This window comes from Leptospira sp. WS58.C1 (assembly GCF_040833995.1).
GTDB classification, from domain to species: domain Bacteria; phylum Spirochaetota; class Leptospiria; order Leptospirales; family Leptospiraceae; genus Leptospira_B; species Leptospira_B cinconiae.
Genome location: NZ_CP162137.1, coordinates 2850974 through 2871808 on the forward strand (window position 1 = coordinate 2850974; position 20835 = coordinate 2871808).

17 protein-coding genes are annotated in these 20835 nt (G+C 41.1%); 2 read left to right on the plus strand and 15 right to left on the minus strand.

All coding sequences use genetic code 11. From position 1 onward, the window contains the following. Positions 1-50: 50 nt before the first annotated feature. The 14 genes from AB3N61_RS13040 to rsmH form a co-directional block, all read right to left on the minus strand. Positions 51-1010 carry a hypothetical protein gene (locus tag AB3N61_RS13040; RefSeq protein WP_367897788.1) on the minus strand — a complete coding sequence of 320 codons (960 nt, stop codon included), beginning with the start codon at positions 1008-1010 and terminating at the stop codon, positions 51-53. Then, on the minus strand, positions 1011-1604 hold the full coding sequence (locus AB3N61_RS13045) for a hypothetical protein (RefSeq protein ID WP_367897789.1): 594 nt from the start codon (positions 1602-1604) through the stop codon (positions 1011-1013). It abuts the gene before it with no gap. Positions 1605-1614: 10 nt separating this feature from the next. Then, positions 1615-2613, minus strand: a complete 999-nt coding sequence (locus AB3N61_RS13050; protein WP_367897790.1) for a lysylphosphatidylglycerol synthase transmembrane domain-containing protein — start codon at positions 2611-2613, stop codon at positions 1615-1617. A gap of 88 nt (positions 2614-2701) precedes the next feature. Then, positions 2702-4609, minus strand: coding sequence for an asparagine synthase-related protein (locus tag AB3N61_RS13055; RefSeq protein WP_367897791.1), 1908 nt, complete (start codon positions 4607-4609; stop codon positions 2702-2704). Between the two features lie 147 nt (positions 4610-4756). After that, positions 4757-6040 (minus strand): polysaccharide pyruvyl transferase family protein, encoded by a 1284-nt coding sequence (locus tag AB3N61_RS13060; RefSeq protein WP_367897792.1) that lies wholly within the window; start codon positions 6038-6040, stop codon positions 4757-4759. Positions 6041-6073: 33 nt separating this feature from the next. After that, a complete protein-coding gene (locus tag AB3N61_RS13065; RefSeq protein ID WP_367897793.1) occupies positions 6074-7213 on the minus strand; it encodes a glycosyltransferase family 4 protein in 1140 nt (379 codons plus the stop codon). A 93-nt stretch (positions 7214-7306) separates the two neighbouring features. Beyond that, entirely contained in the window at positions 7307-8272 is a 966-nt protein-coding gene (locus AB3N61_RS13070) for a glycosyltransferase family 2 protein (protein ID WP_367897794.1), read from the minus strand. 131 nt (positions 8273-8403) lie between these two features. After that, positions 8404-9798, minus strand: coding sequence for a UDP-N-acetylmuramate--L-alanine ligase (gene murC, locus AB3N61_RS13075; protein ID WP_257588188.1), 1395 nt, complete (start codon positions 9796-9798; stop codon positions 8404-8406). Beyond that, positions 9798-10874, minus strand: coding sequence for a UDP-N-acetylglucosamine--N-acetylmuramyl-(pentapeptide) pyrophosphoryl-undecaprenol N-acetylglucosamine transferase (locus AB3N61_RS13080; RefSeq protein WP_367897795.1), 1077 nt, complete (start codon positions 10872-10874; stop codon positions 9798-9800). Before AB3N61_RS13080 ends, murC begins: the two co-directional genes overlap by 1 nt. Next, positions 10871-12022, minus strand: coding sequence for an FtsW/RodA/SpoVE family cell cycle protein (locus tag AB3N61_RS13085; protein WP_020768897.1), 1152 nt, complete (start codon positions 12020-12022; stop codon positions 10871-10873). Before AB3N61_RS13085 ends, AB3N61_RS13080 begins: the two co-directional genes overlap by 4 nt. Then, the gene (gene mraY, locus AB3N61_RS13090; protein WP_020768771.1) at positions 12019-13131 is read right to left on the minus strand and encodes a phospho-N-acetylmuramoyl-pentapeptide-transferase; all 1113 of its coding nucleotides are present in this window, start codon (positions 13129-13131) and stop codon (positions 12019-12021) included. Before mraY ends, AB3N61_RS13085 begins: the two co-directional genes overlap by 4 nt. Positions 13132-13299: 168 nt before the next feature. Beyond that, a complete protein-coding gene (locus tag AB3N61_RS13095; protein ID WP_020768927.1) occupies positions 13300-14799 on the minus strand; it encodes a UDP-N-acetylmuramoyl-L-alanyl-D-glutamate--2,6-diaminopimelate ligase in 1500 nt (499 codons plus the stop codon). Continuing rightward, positions 14777-15136, minus strand: a complete 360-nt coding sequence (locus AB3N61_RS13100; RefSeq protein ID WP_020768942.1) for a hypothetical protein — start codon at positions 15134-15136, stop codon at positions 14777-14779. The genes AB3N61_RS13095 and AB3N61_RS13100 overlap by 23 nt, the downstream gene beginning before the upstream one ends. Next, a complete protein-coding gene (gene rsmH, locus AB3N61_RS13105) occupies positions 15133-16092 on the minus strand; it encodes a 16S rRNA (cytosine(1402)-N(4))-methyltransferase RsmH (RefSeq protein WP_020768925.1) in 960 nt (319 codons plus the stop codon). Before rsmH ends, AB3N61_RS13100 begins: the two co-directional genes overlap by 4 nt. Positions 16093-16431: 339 nt before the next feature. On the opposite strand from rsmH, the gene AB3N61_RS13110 reads away from it, so the two are divergent. Further along, entirely contained in the window at positions 16432-18426 is a 1995-nt protein-coding gene (locus AB3N61_RS13110; protein WP_367897796.1) for a methyl-accepting chemotaxis protein, read from the plus strand. A 24-nt stretch (positions 18427-18450) separates the two neighbouring features. Continuing rightward, positions 18451-20442 carry a methyl-accepting chemotaxis protein gene (locus AB3N61_RS13115; RefSeq protein ID WP_367897797.1) on the plus strand — a complete coding sequence of 664 codons (1992 nt, stop codon included), beginning with the start codon at positions 18451-18453 and terminating at the stop codon, positions 20440-20442. Positions 20443-20465: 23 nt separating this feature from the next. Here the strand turns inward: AB3N61_RS13115 and AB3N61_RS13120 are convergent, their stop codons facing one another. After that, positions 20466-20822 (minus strand): rhodanese-like domain-containing protein, encoded by a 357-nt coding sequence (locus tag AB3N61_RS13120; protein ID WP_020768851.1) that lies wholly within the window; start codon positions 20820-20822, stop codon positions 20466-20468. Positions 20823-20835: the final 13 nt, after the last annotated feature.

The window sequence follows — 20835 nt, forward strand, 5'->3', positions numbered from 1 at the left end:
AAGGCAAGACGCAATCATTAATCATGATCTTTTCCGGCCAACCTAACGTTTCAATCCGCTTTTTCAGAGGTCGGATATTTGAAATTTAAAAGGGCCCTATGTCCTAAATCCCGTAAAACCTTACCTTTTTCTAGAAAAAGTCCGAGGCATTTATTCAAATAGGGTCCATAATTAAAGAACAAGAAAAGAACTGCAAGATTTTCTATAAAGACAATATTCATTATTAAGAAAATGCTAATATGAAATCCCATAAGAGAAAAAATAAGCAAACGTTTCGGCCACTCTTTAAGAAATGGAAATAACAAGGCCAAAAGTTCCAAAACGGTAGAAAACGCTAAAATAAAATATAAGGTCCAATTCAACCAGCTGTGAGAAAGATAATAACCGGCGATCCCCGTGGAAGGAAATCTAGTTGGACGGATCATTCCATGTAGGATCCAACCTTTCATGATGTCCGGATGAAACACTTCCGGAAAGCCGATAAACAATCGCGCAATTCCTATATAAACGTATTCCAGGATCGGGACCATCAAAACGAGTAACATCGCAGCCCTATAGACCTCGGGATTTTTTTCATCCGGAGGCTCGGATCTGCTTACGCTCAACGAATCTAAACACGGGGTTAAGGATAAGGAAAACATAATATACACCAGAAAGAGCTCTCGGTGATCGACATGTCCGCCAAAACCTTTCTCGATCCCTAAAAAGATCGCAAATCCTATATAGGAAGCATAGAGAAACCAATGATTGATTCCTAATATCGCTCCGAATAAAAAGTACAATAAAAGAATTTTAAAGACTAAAAGGAATCCGACCGAGTTGATCCCGATCCAATAATCGGAAGGCACGAGCTTAAGTATCCCTTGAGGAAAAAAAAGAGCCGAATCGAGATAAGACAACACTAAGGTTCGATCAAAAAATACATGCGTAAATACGATCGCGAAAATGAAGATCCTGGCAAAACCCAGAGTTCGAGAGTCCGCATCCGCGTGTAAAAGGACCTTTTTCATTTAAAATACCACCGAAAAAAGTTCCGTCCTTAAGATACTATTTCCGTCGGGCGAAGCGGTTTTATAAAATATTACCGAATTTACTTTTTTTGCATTTTTACTCTGATAATAATTCCTTACGGAATTTGCCCAAAGTTTGGCTTCCTTTTGACCATGCTCCCTCTTGGAGTCTTTTTCTGAATCTAATTCTTCCCGTAACAATTCCAGTCTGGTGCTTAAAGATGGCTGACCGATTGCAGAAAATGAAGATACCGGATTAAAGTCCTGTTCTTCTCCATTTTCCAGTTTGACAGTCCAAATATAACTTTCCCTAATCTCTCTCTTTTTGCCTAATTGAAACATCGCAAAACGAGCAAGCGGATAAAAGCTCACTTTTTGCGGGAAAAAATACTGCCATCGATCCAAAACTTGTACAGTTGTCCAAAGAAAGACGAAGAGCAAAAACCATAAGATCGAGGTGTGATTTAATATTTGAAAATATTTTAATATTCTAAACTTTAAGAATAATAACCAAAGAATAAAGAAAAGAGCTACAGTCTCCAAACCGGCCTTTATGGCTAAGACGATCAGTTCGTTTTCGGAAAAACTATACATAAAATCCTTTTTACTTTCCTAAATTCCTTTTCGAATGCGCTAAAAATCTCCAAATCTCGAAAAAGGCCCCCAGTAAGGCGATTAGGATTTGAATGGCGAAAATCAAAAGTGAAAAAGTAACCGCCACAGATTTAGCCACTCCCAAATACCCCATTAGGTAAATGTGGCCCAATTCCCGAACTCCCAAACCACCAATAGTGATCGGTAATGCGCTTAGCGTCAAAACAATAGATCTCACCCATCCCATATCGATATAGTCCATTCCGATCCCGAGCCCAGCCCCTAATACGTAAGAGCTAAGTATAAAAATCAAATGAGCGGATAGATACCCGAAAAACATAAAAGCTACGGAACGATTTCCCAATTTATGATAAACTTGGATCGCATCTTCGATTTTATCCACCCTCTTAGCGACAAAATGAGGGAAATGATCCCGCGCAAATTTAAATATAAATCCAAACGTTTTAAAAATATAAGGGGAAAGAAATAGAACGATCAACGAGAAAAATCCAATCGCTAATATGCCGATCAAGGGTATTGAATTCTTTAATGCTAACGGAATGGTATCGATCTTGATCAGGAAGAAAACAAACGTGCTAAAAGTAATAAAAAAAAGTTGAACTATCTTTTCAAAAAAGATAATAGAGGCCGCTTCCCAACCCTTTCCTTTCTCCGGTCCCCTATATCGGAACCAACGTATACCGGAGCTTACTACTTGAGGCAATATCATTACATAAAGCCTCATTGAAAAATTTATCTTTATCGATTCCCAAAGTGAAATATCGATACCGCTCACCTTTAGCGCGCGATTTGTAGTCATCGCCGGAATTACTATCGAACAGATAGTACTTAAACAAAATGAAAGTGCAAAAAGAGGGAGACTAAATCGAAGAAGGGCATTCCAAACCGAGGCAAAATCCACAGTCAAGAAAACGTAGGTGCCTAACCCGATCGCAAATAAGATCCTAAGAAAGAAAAATAAATAACTTTTAATGTGTTGAAGTTTCATGTACCAAACGTTTATTTTCGAAAAGTATACAATTCGAAAATAAACTTTAAGACAATGTTTTTATTCGCTTTTGAACTCGAAACTAATTTCAATCCTTTGTCCTTAATTTTGCAAAAGAGGAATAAGTAGCAAGCAGCGAAAGCTCATGAGTAGTGATCGTATCCGAAGAGATCTTATTCCGGTAAAATTCTTCGATGGATTTTTCTTCGAAAAGACTATTTAAATATTTTGGATTCACTTCGAAAGGGCAGTTTTCGAGGATCAATTTGGATATATCGTTTCTTAAATACCTTTTAAACCAAACATCAACCGGAGCATCTACCGCAGCGACTTTCTTCTGGTATATTATTTCTTCCGGAAGATATTTTTTCGATTCTGCCATCAAAGAGAGAACATATTTACCTATTTTCGAATTTTTCGTACTTTTTTTCGGCCTAAGCATCGAATCGGGAATTCTCATCGCGAAATTTTTCAGGATCGGATGAAGATAGGGCCCTTGGATCACCAAACCGTTCGTATCCGAAGTTCCGATAATTTTTGCCTTATTCGGAGACTGTAGGGACTTACCTAGATATGCCTTTCGGTCGATGGAAAGAGTCGATCCAGTTTGCAATAATTTCGTTAAGATCATTTCATTCGTCTGAGCAGGCATAGTTTTCTTCTTTCTTAACAATTTTACCGAGGATTCGTCGAATATCCTAAAATTTATGAATCCACGCAGATCGGATCTAAACATGGAATTTCTGAGTAATCCAACTAGAACTCTGCTTGGCCTACCGGTTAATAATTCGAATTTAAACGCCTCTATCAATCCGATTACTGAACCAATCAGGAATTTAGGGATCAAACGGTTAATAGATTTAACCCAATGTGCAACAAAATGTGTCCTCGGATAACCCATAAACGCCACATCACATCCGTCCCCGGTATATACGAAATCGTTTCCGTCTTCTTTGATCCGCTTTCCAAGATGATTTGTTTGCACTAAGTAGTTCAGCCAGTTCGTGGGATAATTGAAATTTTCGGAAAAATGATTGAGACCGTCTAAAATGACCTTCTCATCCACTTTAATCCAACTGTGTTTGTTCCCTAAAAATCTGGATAGAGTATCGGTATGAGGTTGGTTAAAGCTTTCATCTTCATAAAAGAAACTATATGTATGGACCTGTTTACCCAATCGAGTTAAGCCGGAGGCAACCAATGCCGAATCGAATCCCCCTAATAAAACTGCCACGTTTTTTTGTCCGGAAGGGACCTGAGAGGCTAACGAAGATAAGAATGTTTCATCCAATCGATCCACCATTTCCGATAACGACAAACTATCCAGGTTTTCAGAAATTTGTTCCGGTTTCGTCAAAGGTTTATACGAATAACTTTTATCTCCATCTTGGATTCCGGTCTCTAAAAACATTCCGGTCGGCACAACTTCAATACCTTGATATACGGTTTTAGAAAAAGGTATAAATCCATAAGTCAGAAAGAAATCTTCGTAAGTCTGATTTATTTTTACGGATTCCCCCATTATTGCAACGGAGCTTAAATGTGTTCCGAATAGGAACCGGTCCCCTTCGTCCCAAACGAACCAAGATCTCATTCCGGTAGAATCTCCCAACAGAAAAACTTTGGTTCCATTTCGGTTATCGACAATTGCTAAACTAAATTGTCCGATCAATTTGCCTAGATCTGTAACGCCGTTCTTCAAGTAAAAATCTAAGATATATTTTGCCGCGAGGTCCGGTGTTTCTAAATCAAAGCCACTATAAGAATCTTTCCAGATTCCATTAACTGGTCCTAAAAAAATAACATATACATCTGATTCGGAATGTTGGCCGGAAAGAAATCTAGATCCGATGGCGGAAGAAAATAATTCGATCTGCGGTTTATCTAGGAAAGTTTTAGGAGACTGACCGTGGTATTTGGATAACCGCTCTTTGATGGATACATGTCCATCCTTCTTTATGGAATTTTTGTATAAACATCCGCACAAATACTCCATGAAACCCCTCGTTCCGATACGATTTTGTTTATGATCTCTTGTATCGGAAATATTTGTTTTACTGTTTATCCAAGCATCCCATTCCATCCTAGGTCGAGCATTTTTCAAAACACGACCTAAAAAAGGATTTAATCTTTATCAATAGGACTAGGAAAGAAGTTCTTTGATCTTTAGGATATTCTCTTCCGAAATCGACTTAATCCTTTTATTCGATTTTAAAATTTGGGAAGAGATCGTTTTCCTCTTTTTATACATTGCTAAAATAGAATCTTGTAACTGTTCAATATTCAAAGTTTCGATAGGATGGACCCAATCTTCCAATCCGAATTCCCTCATAATTCCGGGAGTTTTATGACTATAGGAAATTGCAATTATAGGAATTCCGACGGAAAGAGCTCCGATATTCGCATGCATTCTCGCTCCGACAAATATATCAAACAGCGAAATGATCTTCTTAATCTCTTCCGGTCTGTGATTTCCGGACAATACGAACCCGGATTTTTTGTTTTTCATTTTAGAAAATATTCTTTTCGAAAGATTCCGATCGTCCTTAGTTTCTGAGGGTCCAGTTACATGGCTTATAAAAACAACGAAAACTTGATCCGTTTCGATCAATCTATCCAGCATAGAAGCAAATTCGTTTTCGAATCGACCGTTACGATCAGATCTCGCATCATATTTTCTTTGAACAATATCGCTTACGGAAACCCCTAGGATAATACGATTTTTAGGAAGAGAGAGTCCCTCCGACCTTAATATCTCATTTACTTTCTCCGCAGATGATGGCTCCAGCAAAAAAGCGACGTCCGCAGTCTTAGTCAGCTTTGAATCGGTAAACCCGAAACGTCTCATATAATCGTACGAAATAGATTCCCTAACCGTAATCAGAGAGACTTTTGAAAAAATATATCTAGCCAAAAAAAGAGTAAGCTTAAAAGGACCGATCGATTGGGCGCAAAGAAAAACCTTCCTTCCGAGAAAGATCGACATCAGGATCGGAATAAAATGCGAATATGCCACATGCGGACCGTAATCTTCAGTCAACATATCACCGCTCAAGTCTATGATTAAATCGGAATCTAGGATGGCCTTCCCTTCGTCGGACTGAATTAAAAAGGAAAATTTTTCTTGGATCAACTTCGGAAAAAGAGAATAAATGAACGCCAAAAATAATTGAATACTTGCTCTAATCAACTTTCTCCTCTGAGAAAACACTACTTCGAAATCTGAGTAGAATGTCCTATCAATATGTGGAAATGGAGAAGAGATCCTGACCGTAGCACCTAATTCATTTCGGATCTTATTCGCAACACTTAGCTCCATGGCTGCATCCCCTTTATTTTCAGAGGAATAAGTCCCGATCAAAAGAACATTAGAATTTTTAAATTCGTTCTTACGCGATCTATTTTGTTTCGGCTTTGCTTTCTTCATTTTTTCTCCGCAAATCGAATATAATAAGAACTTCTATTTTCTTATTACTAATTGGGAATGAAATTCCAAAACTTTTGAGGTCATACTTTCCCAAGTAAAACTTTTTTTGAAGTCCCGGATCGCCGGTTTCATCTTTTCCAAAGACTTTCTGGAAAGAGAGGCAATCTTCTTAGCTATTAGATCCGAATTACCTGCTTCGATCAAAAAACCGGTCTTACCTTCTATTACCATATCCAAAAAACCTCCGACCCGAGTCGCCAATATCGGTTTTTCGAAATGATATGCAATGGTTGCCACTCCGCTACCAGTTGCGGAACGATAAGGTAATACGACAAGATCCGAACGTTGAAAAAATTCAGATACGGAAACCTCATCGGTATATTCCAAATGAAATTCGACATTCTTTAGCCCCAATCCCCTGGAATAGGAGATCAATTCGTTAGGATCTTTCCAAGATTCTCCGACTACCGTTAAATGGATTTCGGGGTCATTCAACTTCGCCAAAGCTTCCAACAAAAGATCTAATCCTTTGTATGGACGTATAAATCCGAAAAAAAGAAGCTCCAACTTTCCTTTTGCCTTGAGACGTTTTTTAGGATCCGGGAATTGCTGATATATCGGATGCGGATTTTGTAATACAATTTTGTCAGGAAACATTGAAGTTAATATTGCCTTCTGTTCGGAGCTATGGACCAAATACCCATCCGCGTTTCTAATTAATATTTTCGTAATAAACTTCTTTAAGGATCCCGAATCATGATCGAACAAATTATGGCACAAAAAAACGGTCTTAATTCCTTTTTTCCGCAAGCGAGAGGAGATAAAGGAAAAACCAGGCGACCAAAATAAAGTCCACCAAGAAAGTATCGCTATTTCACATCCGTAATCTACCACTAAGTTCACAGCTTTAAGTAGAGAGAATGGATTTAATGCATCGAGAATATAATAGACCTTTTGGATTAATTTTCCTTTATAAAAGGGGTCCAAATCGGTTTTGCCCGGATACAAAAGACGAGGGTATTGTTTTTGAAAGGAGATTGTGAGCAGATCGGATTTCTTCTCTAATACCCTCTGAAGTTGAAATGTATACTGAGATATACCTCCTCTAAAAGGAGGCATTGGACCGAATAAGGCGATCTTAGGTTTTTCTCGATTAGCCTTTTTCGTATTCATTTTCAAAAACCAATTTCAGATTATTCGAATATTATTAATATTGTGAACTTTTTTATCTCACGGGGCTGATCGGAATATAAAACCCGTCTACTTTTATATTTTTCTATTCTTTAGTTGAGAAGAAGGCAAAAAAGTTCTCTTCTTCTCATAATACAAAATTTCTTCGTTCAATTTCCTATTCATACCGACCAAAAACGCCAGTATCGCGGAAACCAAAAACAGACCGGAAATAATCACTAACACAACTGCAAACAATAAAGACTGCACATTTCCTTTACCTATTCCCAAAAAGAAAAAGACCAAGAATCGGATCGCAATCGCTAATGCAGGAACAAACGAAGCAACAGCCAAGACCCCAAAAAATTGAAATGGTCTGTATATGATCAATAATCTTACCAAAGAAGTACCGGACTTCCACATATGCTGGAATATATTTTTAAATAACCTAGACTTTCTGGTAGGAGGATTCGTACGGATCGGAACGGAAGAAACAGTCAGATCCATTTTGACTGCTTGCACAATTGTATCCAAAACGTAAGAAAACTTAGTGGTTACATTTAGTCTTAATAGACTTTCTCTAGAATAAGCCCGGAAGCCGGAGACAGTATCCGGAATATCGGTCCCGATCAGATTTCGAACGATTAGATTCCCGAACCATTGTAGAGTTTTCTTTAATGGAGAAAAATGTTCCACCTTCCAAGGCACTCTGTTCCCGATCACTATGTCCACGGAACTTGTCATGACCGGAGCAATCAGATCAGGAATATAAGAAGAAGGATATTGATTATCCGCATCCGTGTTTACGAAAATATCCGCACCACTTTCCAGAGCAGCCTCCACTCCGGATTTGAATGCTCTTCCCAGTCCTAAGTTTTTTTTGTGGGAAATTATTTTACACCCGTAAGAAGCTGCAATCTCCGAAGTGCGATCCGTAGAACCGTCATCCACGATCTGGACTTCTATCGTTTTGATTCCTGGGATCTTTTTAGGGATCTCGGCAAGTACCGCAGAAAGAGTTTTTTCCTCATTATAGCAAGGTATATTGATTACTAACTTCATTCTACTACTCGTCAAAATGGTGGATTTTCAAGATTCGTCCAATACTTTTTGAAATGATCCGATTTAGAAAAAGAACATATCACTGTTATTTGTATTTATGAATAAACACATTAGAAATTCGAAAATCGAATTCAAGACTTCAAAAGTCCAAGTCCCCAATCCCGAACATTCCCCGCTCCTAAACTTACGAATACGTCTCCGGGGCTAAGTATTTCCTTCAGGACGGATAGATCCGCTCCAAGATTACCCGAAAGGATTTTAGGCCGTATCTTCATTTTGTCCGCGATAAGTTCGGAAGAGACTCCCGGGATAGGATCTTCTCCAGCGGAATAAATGGGAAGAAGTAGAACTGTTTCCACTCGGTCCAAACTTTTGGCGAAGTCCTCGTATAAGTTTTTAGTCCGAGTATATCTATGAGGCTGAAATAGGATCACAGGCTTTCCCCTTCCTCCGGATAACTCTCGGACAGAAGAAAGCACTGCTTGGACCTCGGTGGGATGATGCCCATAATCATCGTAAATATCCACACCATTTTTATTTCCGATATATTCCAGCCTGCGTTTCACTCCGGCATATCCGGAAACCGACTTGGCTGCTTTTTCAGGATCCGCTCCTATAGAATAAGCCGCAAGTACTCCAGCCAATGAATTCGTAAGATAATGTTTTCCGGGAAATCGGGAACTGATCTCGAATTCCCTTCCATTCAGGAAGAAGGTCAGTTTCTTATTTTCTATTTTATAATGTACTAAATTTTGAAAGTCGGCCGCTTTAACATTGGTATTATAGGAAGAAAAGCCGAATATTTTGGATTTATCTTGCACCAGTTCCAAACAATCCGTTATACCCGGATCATCCAGATCTAAAACGACCGTTTGTGTTCCGGAAGAAATAAATCGGGAGAATGCTTCCAATAATTTCTCACGGGTATGATAAAAGTCCAGATGATCCTCGTCTATATTCGTAAGGATACGCACTTGGGCCTTATGATTTAAGAATGTTCCGTCGGATTCGTCCGACTCAAAGACCCCAAACTTACCGGCGGAAAATCTTCCACCTACTCCATTCAAAAAGGAAACATCCCCACCTACCATTACGGAAGGGGAATATCCCAGATCATCGAGTATATGGGCGGTCATCGCAGTCGTTGTAGTCTTTCCATGAGAACCGCCGACCGCTATACAAGTCAAATCTTCAAAACAGAGATGCAAAACTTCGGATCTATGAAAGAATCGGACCCCTTTTTGCCTAAAGAAGGAAGCAATAGGATGGGAATCCAATCGGATAGCGGAAGAATAAATTACGGAGTCGTATTCAATATTTTCTCCAAGATCGGAAAGTTTGGAGAAAATTTTTACACCCTTCTTCTCTAAGTTTTCGGTGACCTGACTTTTTTTTCCGTCATAACCGGAAACTTCGAAACCTGCATCCGCCAATATATGGGCGAGACTAGACATGCCGGAGCCGCCGATGCCGAGGAAAAAAGGTTTGGAAAATCCCAGTCTTTTTTGGATGGACCCGCTTTCCATTATTTCGTATTTTCGAAAAAGAAACCTACCGTTTCAGTAGAGGCTTCTACATGAGAACATTCTAATGATCTAATAGACATTTCATTTAATAGTTCCGGCTTCTGAGCAAATCCGTCCAAGATGCGGAAAAGTTTGCTTTCGTCCTCATCCCGTTGCTCGAGCAAGGCTGCTGCACCGTTCGCTTCCATGTATTTCGCATTCGCTGTTTGATGATCGTCTTTTGCGAAAGGATATGGGATCAAGATCATAGGGAGAGCGTAAGCGGCACATTCGGAAAGGACCCCGGAACCGGACCGAGCGATGACCAGGTTAGCCCAGTCGTAATGTTCCGCCATATTATCCGAATAAGAGATCAGGTCCGCATCCTTTGTCTTTTTAGAAACCTCGTCGTATAACGCGGTCCCCGTCAACATCCTAAAACGGAACCTTTCCTGGATCATTTCGTGTTTCATCAGGTTGACTACCATATTATTGATCTGTCTTGCTCCCTGAGAACCGCCCATTACTAAAACGTTAAATTGTTTTTTCTTTTTAGGATCCCATTTTTCGCTAAACTTTAAAGCAAGTTTAGGGACCGTTTTGGATCTTAAAGGATTTCCTAATATTTCCCAACTACAGGAAATCTTTGTGTCCTTTGGAGGAAAACTAAAGGACACCTTATCCGCAAATCTGAAAAATATCCGGTTCACTTTTCCAGGGATACAATTCTGTTCGCATAAATACAATTTTTTGCCGAAGATCACCGCGTATAAGAGTGCCGGAACGCTGGAATATCCGCCCATCCCGATCACAGCGTCCACACCTAGTTGCCTGAACTTGATCCAGGATCGGACAAGTTGGAATATATATCGAAAAGGTAATAAAAGAAAATTTCCGGAAAGAGAGGGAGTATTATGCCAGACTACTTCGCAAGGAGCTTGTTTTAAATCCGGATTATCCTTGTTTCGGATCAAAGAATGTAGAAAAACGTTAGAGATCCCTAAGGAATCTTTTCGGTCCACAAGACTTTCCGCAAGCGCAACCCCTGGGGAAATATGGCCTCCGGTCCCTCCGGCTGCGATTAAAACCGATCTCATACGCCTATGTTTTCTTTTCTAGTTATATTGACAAGAATTCCGAAGGCCGCCAAAACCACGAGAAGGGAAGATCCTCCATAGCTCATAAACGGCAAGCTGATCCCTGTGATCGGAAAAAGACCGGTGACCACATAACTATTAATAACGAACTGGGTCCCTAAAATAAACAATAGGCCCGCTCCCAAATAAAAACCGAACGGATCATCTACTCTTTTGAGAAGAACATACACTCTGGAAAGAAGAACCATAACCAAAGTAAAGAAGAATAAAAATCCTATAAATCCGAAGTCTTCCACATAGGTGGCAAGAACGAAGTCAGTATGACTATAGGTTAGATATCTATGGGCATATCCGCTGGCCAACTTATTTCCAAACCAGCCTCCGTCCAAAAAGGCCCTAAAAGAAGTCACTAATTGGTGACCCTCATCGTAACGAAAGCGGTATGGATCCAACCAAACTTCCATTCTTTTCCTTCTATAACCTACTTGGCTGATAAGAAGATACGCTAAAGGAAGAGATACCAAACCTACAAGAAGAAGGTTACGGACGGGAAATCCGAATAAAAATACGAAAGCAATCACAACGAATAGAATTTCCATCGTGGTCCCGAATGCGGGCTCCGCTAAGATCAAAATCAGGACAGAGAGTAATAGTAACGCAGGAATAATAAATCTTTTAGGATCTCGATTCTCTTTTAATTTTAGTTTTACCATGAGAGAAGATAAATAAACTACCACCGCCAATTTAGCGATCTCGGAAGGTTGTAATTGGTAAGGTCCGATCCCGATCCATCTATGGAAGTTCCTTCCATAATAAGTCCCGACCGACTTTCCAATGCCTGGAATAAAAACTAAGACCAAAAGAAGAATGCTGATTATAATCCCGCCTAACGCGAATTTTTCCAAACGTTTGTAAGGAAAATTCGCAAAGAAGAAAAAAACCACAAGACCGATAACGGCCCAGACCAATTGTTTTTTTAAAAAATACTCCGAGTCTTGGAATTCTCTCCATGCTGTGACTGAGGAACTGGAATACATCACACATATTCCGAAGAGTAAAAGAAAGAACACGGATCCTACTAGGACCAGATCGAAAGGGGAATCGGGAGATTCCCAAAAATCTTTGAACTTTCTCCCGAGCGCCTTCATTGTATTTTCAAACTAGATAAGGAGATGATCGCTAAAATAATGGCTGCTATCCAGAAGCGGATGACCACTTTTGTTTCAGGCACCCCTCCCAATTCAAAATGGTGATGTAATGGAGCCATTCTAAAAATCCTTTTTTGAGTCAGCTTAAAAGAACCGACTTGTAGGATCACAGACAAGGATTCTGCGACAAAAATCCCGCCTAAAATAATAAGTAGGATCTCCTTTTTTAACATTACGCAGGTGAGCCCGATGGTGGCTCCTAAAAATAAGGACCCGGTATCTCCCATAAAAACCTGGGCAGGATGACTATTGAACCAAAGAAACCCGATCAATGCTCCCGTCAATGCTGCAAGGAAAACACTGTATTCATGCGCATGAGGAAGATAAGGAATATTCAAATAATTTGCAGCGACAGGTGTTCCGGAAACGTATGCTATCAACCCGAGAGTTCCGACAACAATCCCTGCGGTCCCGCCGGCAAGACCGTCCAAACCGTCGGTCAGATTGACTCCATGAGAAGATCCTAATATTACTAAAATCGAAAACGGGATCGCGAAATATCCCCAAGACAGGATCGGCCCTTTCACGAAAGGTAAGAATAGATCCGTCAAATGGAATAGGATCTTACCTGTAGTACCTTTCGGAGCCTCTCCCGTAGAATACAAAAAAACTCCGCAAAAGATCGCGGCTAAAACCACCGAAGCGGCAAACTTAGTGCGGGCTCTCATTCCACCCTTGATCTTTTTTACCGACTTCATATAATCGTCGATAAATCCTAAGGTAGCGAATGAAATAGAACAAATTAGTAAGAGAAGAACATTCGAATTTCTTAAATTTCCCCAAAGTAAAACGGATACAACCAAAGCGGATACGATCATAAGACCGCCCATTGTAGGAGTCCCCGACTTGGAGCTATGAGATTTCGGTCCGTCGTCCCGTACACTTTCCCTGAATTTTAATCCGTGTAAAAAATCGATCACCCTTCCCCCGAACCAAAAAGTCAGGAACATGGAAGTTAATCCGGCCATCAAGGCCCGAACGGTTACATAGCTGAAAAGCCTTAAGGAATCTAGATCTTGGAAAAATCTTTCGTATAAAAAATAAAACATATCGTTTCTAGGAAGACAGATTCATCCGTGCAGAATACGAGTAAACGTAAAAAAGGAAATCTTCTTCTCCGACTTAATTATCGACGTAAGTCCGGATCTGGGCCATTTTTTTTGGATCTGGAAATTTATATCTAGCATACCGCGCCCGAGACTTCAGGAGGATTGTGATTATTGATGGAAGGAACCGAATGCCTTTTGGATCTCTTGCCCGTCGTCAAAATACCTTTTATCCCTACCTATGATCTGGTAGTCTTCATGTCCTTTTCCGGCTACAAGAAGACAGCCGCCTTCTTTCAAGTGGGAGATCCCGTATAGAATGGCTTTTGCTCGATCCACTTCTCTGAGCATTGGGGAGTATCCGGAGGAAAAACCTGCTTGTATATCATCCAAGATACTTTCCGGATCTTCCGTTCTTGGGTTATCGGAAGTGAGAATCACCTTGTCTGCAAGTTCTTGAGCGATCTTCGCCATTTTAGGACGTTTGCTCTTGTCCCTATCCCCACCACATCCGAAAAGTGCGATCAGTTCTTTCGGTTTCGATTCTCGGATACTTTTCAAAATATTTTCCAGGGCATCCGGAGTATGAGCATAATCCACGACCGCCATTTTGGACCTATCCTTACTATAGTAGATCTGAAATCTTCCCGGAATCTGAGGAATACTTTCCAAAGCGGATAGAAGGGATCTTTTATCCCAACCCAATCCCAGTGCGGTCACAAATGCAAGCGCGGTGTTCCTTACATTAAAACCGCCAAGAAGATTTGTGGTAATCTTCGTATCTCCGCCCCAAACCTCGGAAAGACGGATCAGGTAAGAAGTTTTTTCCAAGGAGAATGATTCGGAATGGATCTCGAATTCTCCTGAATTTCTACCGAGGGAGAAAAGTTTTAGGGCCGGAGAAGAAACCTCCACTGTGGATTTAAAATCTTTTCCACCGGGAGCATCCGAATCTATAACACCGAAAGTTTCCGGATAGGAAGCTACGGAAGAAAACAGAAGCGCCTTACTTTTTAGATAATCTTCCATATCCGGATGAAAATCCAAATGATCTTGAGTGAGATTAGAAAATACTCCTGCCTTAAATTGGACCCCGTTGGTTCTTCCGAGTTTTAAACCGTGAGAACTCGCCTCCATAAAAACATATTCCACTCCCGAATCGTACATTTCTTTCAGAATGGCTTGAAGGCTACTTGGATCCGGAGTGGTGTATCCTGTGTCGGATAATATACCCTTAAATTTTACGCCTGTGGTTCCTATGATCCCGCAGGATTTTCCCTGAGATTCTCCCAAGTAAGCTAAGATATGAGTTAAGGAAGTTTTACCGTTAGTCCCTGTTACTCCTATCACTTTTAGTTTGGAAGAGGGATTATCTAAAATAATAGAAGCGATCGGACCGGCTAAACTTTCCGGGTCCAGATCAGTTCTAAGAACGATCTTGTTTTCTAATTTCGGAATTTGTAATTTAGATCCTATTAATATATATTTAGAGGAAGCGGCCTTGGCGTATTCTGCTCCCTTATCTCCCGAAGAATCGGGGAGACAAAATAGGTCATTCGGTCCTAACTTTCTGGAATCAGTGCGGACAAATTCAATCTTATCGTCGGAAGTATAAGAACCTGAAATTAATTTAATATTCGGAAAAAGATCAAGGAGCTCTGAAAGTTTCAAGTTCCGCCTCGTTTCTTTCCGGAGGAAGAGTCACGGTAATAATACGATCACCTACAGTGATCGGCAAATAATGATAAGTTTTACGATATAAAGCTTCTATCCTACGTGCAGAAGTATAAGTCGCCATTCCGATCTTTAAATCGTCATTTTTCTTTAAAAGTTTTTCTTTTTCTTGGGAGGCGATTGATAGTTCTCTGTTTAGTCTAGAAACCTGTACATTCTGCCAAACGAATAAAAGTACGATACTAAAAGGGAGTACTATCCAACCGAATATTCGAAACAAAAAACCTAGATCAGGCCAAAGACGGATGGATAAAAATTCGGAAACCTTACTCATTCTTCTTCATCCTCCTCTTCCTCTTCAATATCGGTCGGAAGGGATTTATGGATGACACGTAATTTTGCGGAACGAGAAGCAGGATTTTCTTTCATCTCGGCATCCGTCGGAAGCACGGGCTTTTTGGTAAGAAGTTTCGCTTCTCCAGTTCTTGCATAGTCCCTGAACAAGTTTTTAACGATCCTATCTTCCAGTGAATGAAAAGAGATCACTTGTAAGAGCCCGCCCCTTGCGACCAGATCCAAAAGTTTTTTTACCCCGATCTCTATATGAAGAAGTTCCTGGTTCACTTCGATCCTCAGAGCTTGGAAGACCCGAGTCGCCGGGTGTCTACCCGGAGGCCAAAACTTTCTGGGAATCACTCTGGAAACCAATTGTGCAAGATCTCCCGAGTAACCGATCCGAGAATGTCTTCTTCTTTCTAAGATCGCTTCTACGATCTTCTTGGTCCAACGCTCTTCCCCATACTCGTAAAAAATTTTACTTAAAACTTTTTCCGGATACGTATTGATCACGTCTTCTGCCGAGATCCCACCGGAAGAAGAAAGTCTCATATCCAAAGGTTCATTCTCTCGAAAACTGAAACCTCTTCCTGCGTGTAAAAGGTGAAAGGTAGAAATCCCCAAATCCAAAAGAATGCCGTCCGGCGGATTGGAAATCCCGAAGCTGTTCAAGAACTCGGAATCGAGATCCGAAAAATTGGCTTCGATAGGAATCACTCTGGAAGAATGAGCGGAAAGTCTTGTTTTAGCCCTGGACAACATGACAGAGTCCCGATCCACTAAAACCAGTTTAGAATTTGGGAATTGTTCTAAGAGTAGAAGACTATGTCCTCCTTCTCCCGCTGTTCCGTCTAAAAAAAGGAGTTCTCGGTCCTTATCGAATACGGAAAGGAAAAAGGTAAGTATCTCCCGATAGAGCACCGAATAATGGACAGGTTCCAATTCGTTTTCCAAGTTCTACCCGCTCATCCAAAACGCAACTAAGAACCGTACCAGTTTTCTATACTTTAGCTTCTCCTTCACTTGCACATCCTGTACAAATCCCTGAGCACATGACGCCCTTTTGACTTCGCACTTAGGCAAAGAATTCATTCCAGACTATTTTAAAGTACTTTTGAGATAGAAACTAACACGAAAGCACTAAATTCTTGACTACTACACTTTACTAGATAGAATGCGTCTCTCCATAAATAAAAATCCGCTCTGGTGCTAAACTGCCTGAAAGGAATTGTCCGATTAGGCCGACAAATTTTTATTACTTCTTAGCCTCTTCGGGAAGGCTTTATTATTGGTATGCAGAAAAGCAGTTTAAAGTTCATCCTTCTAGGCGCAGGCATCGTCATTCTCACAGTATTAACGTTATTGATCTCGGGGAATGCCTACTACTTCGGTCAGAAAAAAATCACTGAAAACCATCTGAATCAAATGCAGAATGTCGTAGCAGTGGTCGCTCAAGAGTTCGACGCATTCTTATTAACCCATACCAACGTAGCAAAAACGTTAGCCGCAGATCCAAGAGCCATACAAACTGCTATCACAGGCAAACCGATTGCGGGCGACTTCTTTAAAGAAGTCCACCAAAGATACGGGGTTTACGAGAACATTTTCGTTATGAGCTTGGATGGAGAAAAAAGGATCCTAGCGGATAGTTTGGATGGAAGATCTCTAGGTTATAAAGCGAAAGGTGACGAGCTAAAGGACAATGTCGCCGCAGTAAAAGAAGGAAAACATTACTTAGGCCCTCCTCAAAAATCTCCCATCACAGGACTTCCGGTTGCTGTGATCTCCGTTCCGATACGTGACGGAGCGAATATCATTGGAGTTTTGAACATAGCCCTCTCCTTCGAGGATATCTCGGAAAAAGTGATCAATAAGATCCGAATTGGGGAACAAGGTTATGTTTCCGTAATGAGTCAAACCGGTTTGGTGATCGCTCATCCTAAGAAGGAAATGATCATGAATTTGGACGTAGCTAAAGAACCCTACGGCCAAAAAATGTTGGAATTGAAATCAGGAGAAATTTTCGAATTCAGTTTCAAAGGATCGGATCGTTACTCCACCGTTTCCAGATTGGACCAATGGAGAATGACCGTAATTGCCATCCAACCCAAAGCGGAAGTTAGGGAAGCATTAGTAGAACTTCTGCTTTCTATAGGGCTTACAAGTTTAATCACAGTAGGAATTTCCGTTTTTCTATTTTATATTCTTCTAAAGAAGAGACTGGATCCATTGGAAAATGCGAGCAGGCTTTTCCAAACCATGTCGCAAGGAGATCTAACCTCGGACATCCAAGTCGTATACAACGATGAGATTGGCGTAATGAGTGCGGATCTGAATTCTTTTATTGCCAGCCTAAGATCTTCTTTGAAAGATATCCAACGTATCGCGATGGAACTTGCTTCTTCTGCGGAGGAATTGACGGTTTCTTCCCAAAGTTTTGCGACCGGCGCTCAATCCACCGCTGCTTCATCCGAGCAGATGTCGGCAACCGTGGAAGAGATGTCCGCAGGAATGGAAAATATCTCCTCGGTCACCGATAGGCAATACTCGAATATATTAGAATTTCATACTAAAATAAAAGAACTGTCTTCCGGAGTCAGAAAGATAGGCTCGGAGATCAAAAATACCCTGCAGATCGCAGAATCCATTTCCCGAGAAGCGAAAAGAGGCGAGAGTTCGCTAACAGGAATGAGCAATATGATAGAAAATATCCTGAAGTCCTCCGGAGAAATGAAATCCATTATAGGAATTATCAACGATATTTCCGACCAAACACAGTTGCTCGCATTGAATGCAGCCATCGAGGCGGCAAGAGCAGGAGAAGCTGGAAAAGGATTCGCAGTTGTTGCGGAAGAAATCTCCAAACTTTCAGTTAAAACGGCTTCCTCCATTAAATCCATCGGAGAGATGATCAATAAGAACAACTCCGAATTGGACGAAGGCGCCAAAGGGATCCGTTCCTCTGTGGAGATCTTACATAGCATCATCAAAAACGTAGACTCCGTAGGGGAAGCAATGAGTCACCTATTCGAGATCACTTCCGCGCAAGAATCCGTAAACAAGTCCGTGGACGAACAATCGGATCGTGTAGGAACGGAGGCAGAAGGTGTAAAACTCGCAACAGATGAACAAAAAAGAGCCGTAAGAGAGATCTCCCAGGTGATCACTCAGATCAACGAGCATACCTTAAATACAGCCTCGGGATCGGAACAGATGTCTTCCTCCGCGCAGAACCTTGCCACTACAGCGGAAATATTAAAAAACATAACCGAAAAATTTAAAATCTAATTCGATCCCGGTTTAACCCATACGATGCAAAGAAACAGTTTAAAGATCATCATCCTAGCAGTAAGTACGATCACTATCGTTCTACTTACGGTGGGGATTTCCTCCTTCGCATACTTTACCGCCAAAAAATACGTGGAAGAAGCTTACATAGACGAGATGAAAAAGGTCTCGAAATTAGCCGGAAAACATATCAAGTTCTTCTTCGATCAGCAAACCACTTTGGCCGAGTTCGTAAATTCCAATACTCCGTTCATCAAAGCTACGATAGCAAGGGATAAGGGAAGTCTGAATCCCATACTCGCAAATATATTCAAAAAATATGATACTTACGAGAATGTGTTCCTATCCACTCCGGAGGAAAATCCCTTGGTTTTCGCAGATGCCACAGGCAAAGCGAACAATTTCCGCTGGGGAGGGACCGGCTTTGACGCAAATATAAAGGCTGCATTAGAGGGAAAAAATCTTTTAAGTAAGGTAAACCCTTCTCCAGTGACTGGGGAAGCGGTTGCTGTTCTTACGGTTCCGACTAAGGAAGGAAATCAAATAGTAGGTATCCTGGGTTTTGCGATCTCTCTTAACAAAATGACAGAGACTATAGTGAACGGAATTACGATCGGATCGGACGGATACATAGCGATCACGGACATGAACGGAGTTGTAGTGGGACATCCCGATAAGTCGCTGATACTAAAATTAGATCTGAGCAAAACGGATTGGGGTAAAAAACTACTAACCCTCCCTTCCGAACAACATATGGAATATTTTTTCAAAAAGGAAAAAATTGCCACGGTTTACGATGTTCCGGAGTACGGCCTGAGAGTCTCAGCAGTGGTGTCCAAGGACGAACTCGCAGAAGTAGTCCATCAAATGTTATTTAGGATCATAGCATTTGCGTTCGTCTTCCTGGTAGCCTCCATATTCATTATTTATAAAATAGTAAATATTCGTCTTCATCCTTTACAGGAAGCGAGAGAACTATTCCGCTCCATGTCCACAGGCGATCTGACTGCGAGCCTAAAGATCTATCATGAAGACGAGATAGGAGACCTAAGTAAGGATACCAATTCGTTCTTAGAAAGTCTAAGAACCTCGGTAAGAGAGATCCAAAAGATCTCCCAAGAACTTGCATCTTCCGCGGAAGAATTATCCGCGAGTTCGGAAAATTTCTCCAATGGAGCCCAATCCACGGCGGCTTCTACCGAGGAAATGTCAGCAACTGTGGAAGAGATGTCCGCGGGGATGGACAATATCTCCGGCTCCATCTACAATCAGTACCGGAATATTTCGGAATTCCAGATAAAGATCACAGAACTTTCCCAAAGTGTGAATCAAATCGGAGAAGAGATTCAGAATACCCTAAACATGGCCAAGTCTATTTCCCTTCAGGCAAAAAAGGGAGAAGAATCCCTGTCCGGAATGAATGCGATGATCTCGAATATTCTCAAATCCTCCGGAGAAATGACTGCTATCATCGGAATCATCAACGATATTTCCGACCAAACCCAACTGCTCGCATTGAATGCAGCGATAGAAGCGGCGAGAGCAGGCGAAGCAGGAAAAGGGTTCGCAGTTGTTGCAGAAGAGATCTCCAAACTTTCAGAAAAGACAGCTTCTTCTATCAAATCTATCTCCGCAATGATCTCTAAAAACACGGGAGAACTGGACAGCGGAGCCAAAGGGATCCAGGCATCTACTGAGATCATCCACGCGATCATCCGGAATGTGGATCAAGTGTCGGATGCAATGGACAGATTGTATTCCATCACCGGCTCCCAAACAAATATAAATCGAGCAGTGACGGATAACGCAGGTAAAGTAAAGACCGAATCGGAAGCGGTAAAATTAGCCGCGGATGAGCAGAAAAAAGCAGTCTCGGAAATTTCTCAGGTGATCATGCAGATCAACGAACATACGATCAACACTGCATCCGGAGCGGAACAGATGTCTTCCTCCTCCAGGAATTTGTCTAATACGGCGGAGATACTCAAAAATATCTCCGAAAAATTCAAATTATAATCGCCCGAAAGAGAACCTTTCCGTTACTCACTTGATATTACCGAAAATAGATGGTCGATTCCCCCGGCGTTCCGTATATGAGAAAAACCTTTTTCCTCTAAGAGGGATTTGGCTCTTTGACTACGTCCGCCGCCGGATTGACAATATAAAATGATTTGCCTGTCCTTCGGGCCTAGTTCATCTGATCTCAACGGTAAACTATCGATCGGAATATTGACAGCTCCGGGAAAATGACGTTTTTCATATTCATCCGGAGTTCTAACATCCAGGACTAGGGCGCCCTTCTCCACCCATTCTACAAGTTCCCTGTCTTCCTTATTCTTGCAGGAAGAGAAAGAAAAAAGAGTTATTATTAGAAGAATATAAAATGTCCGAAACATAAAACACTCCCCG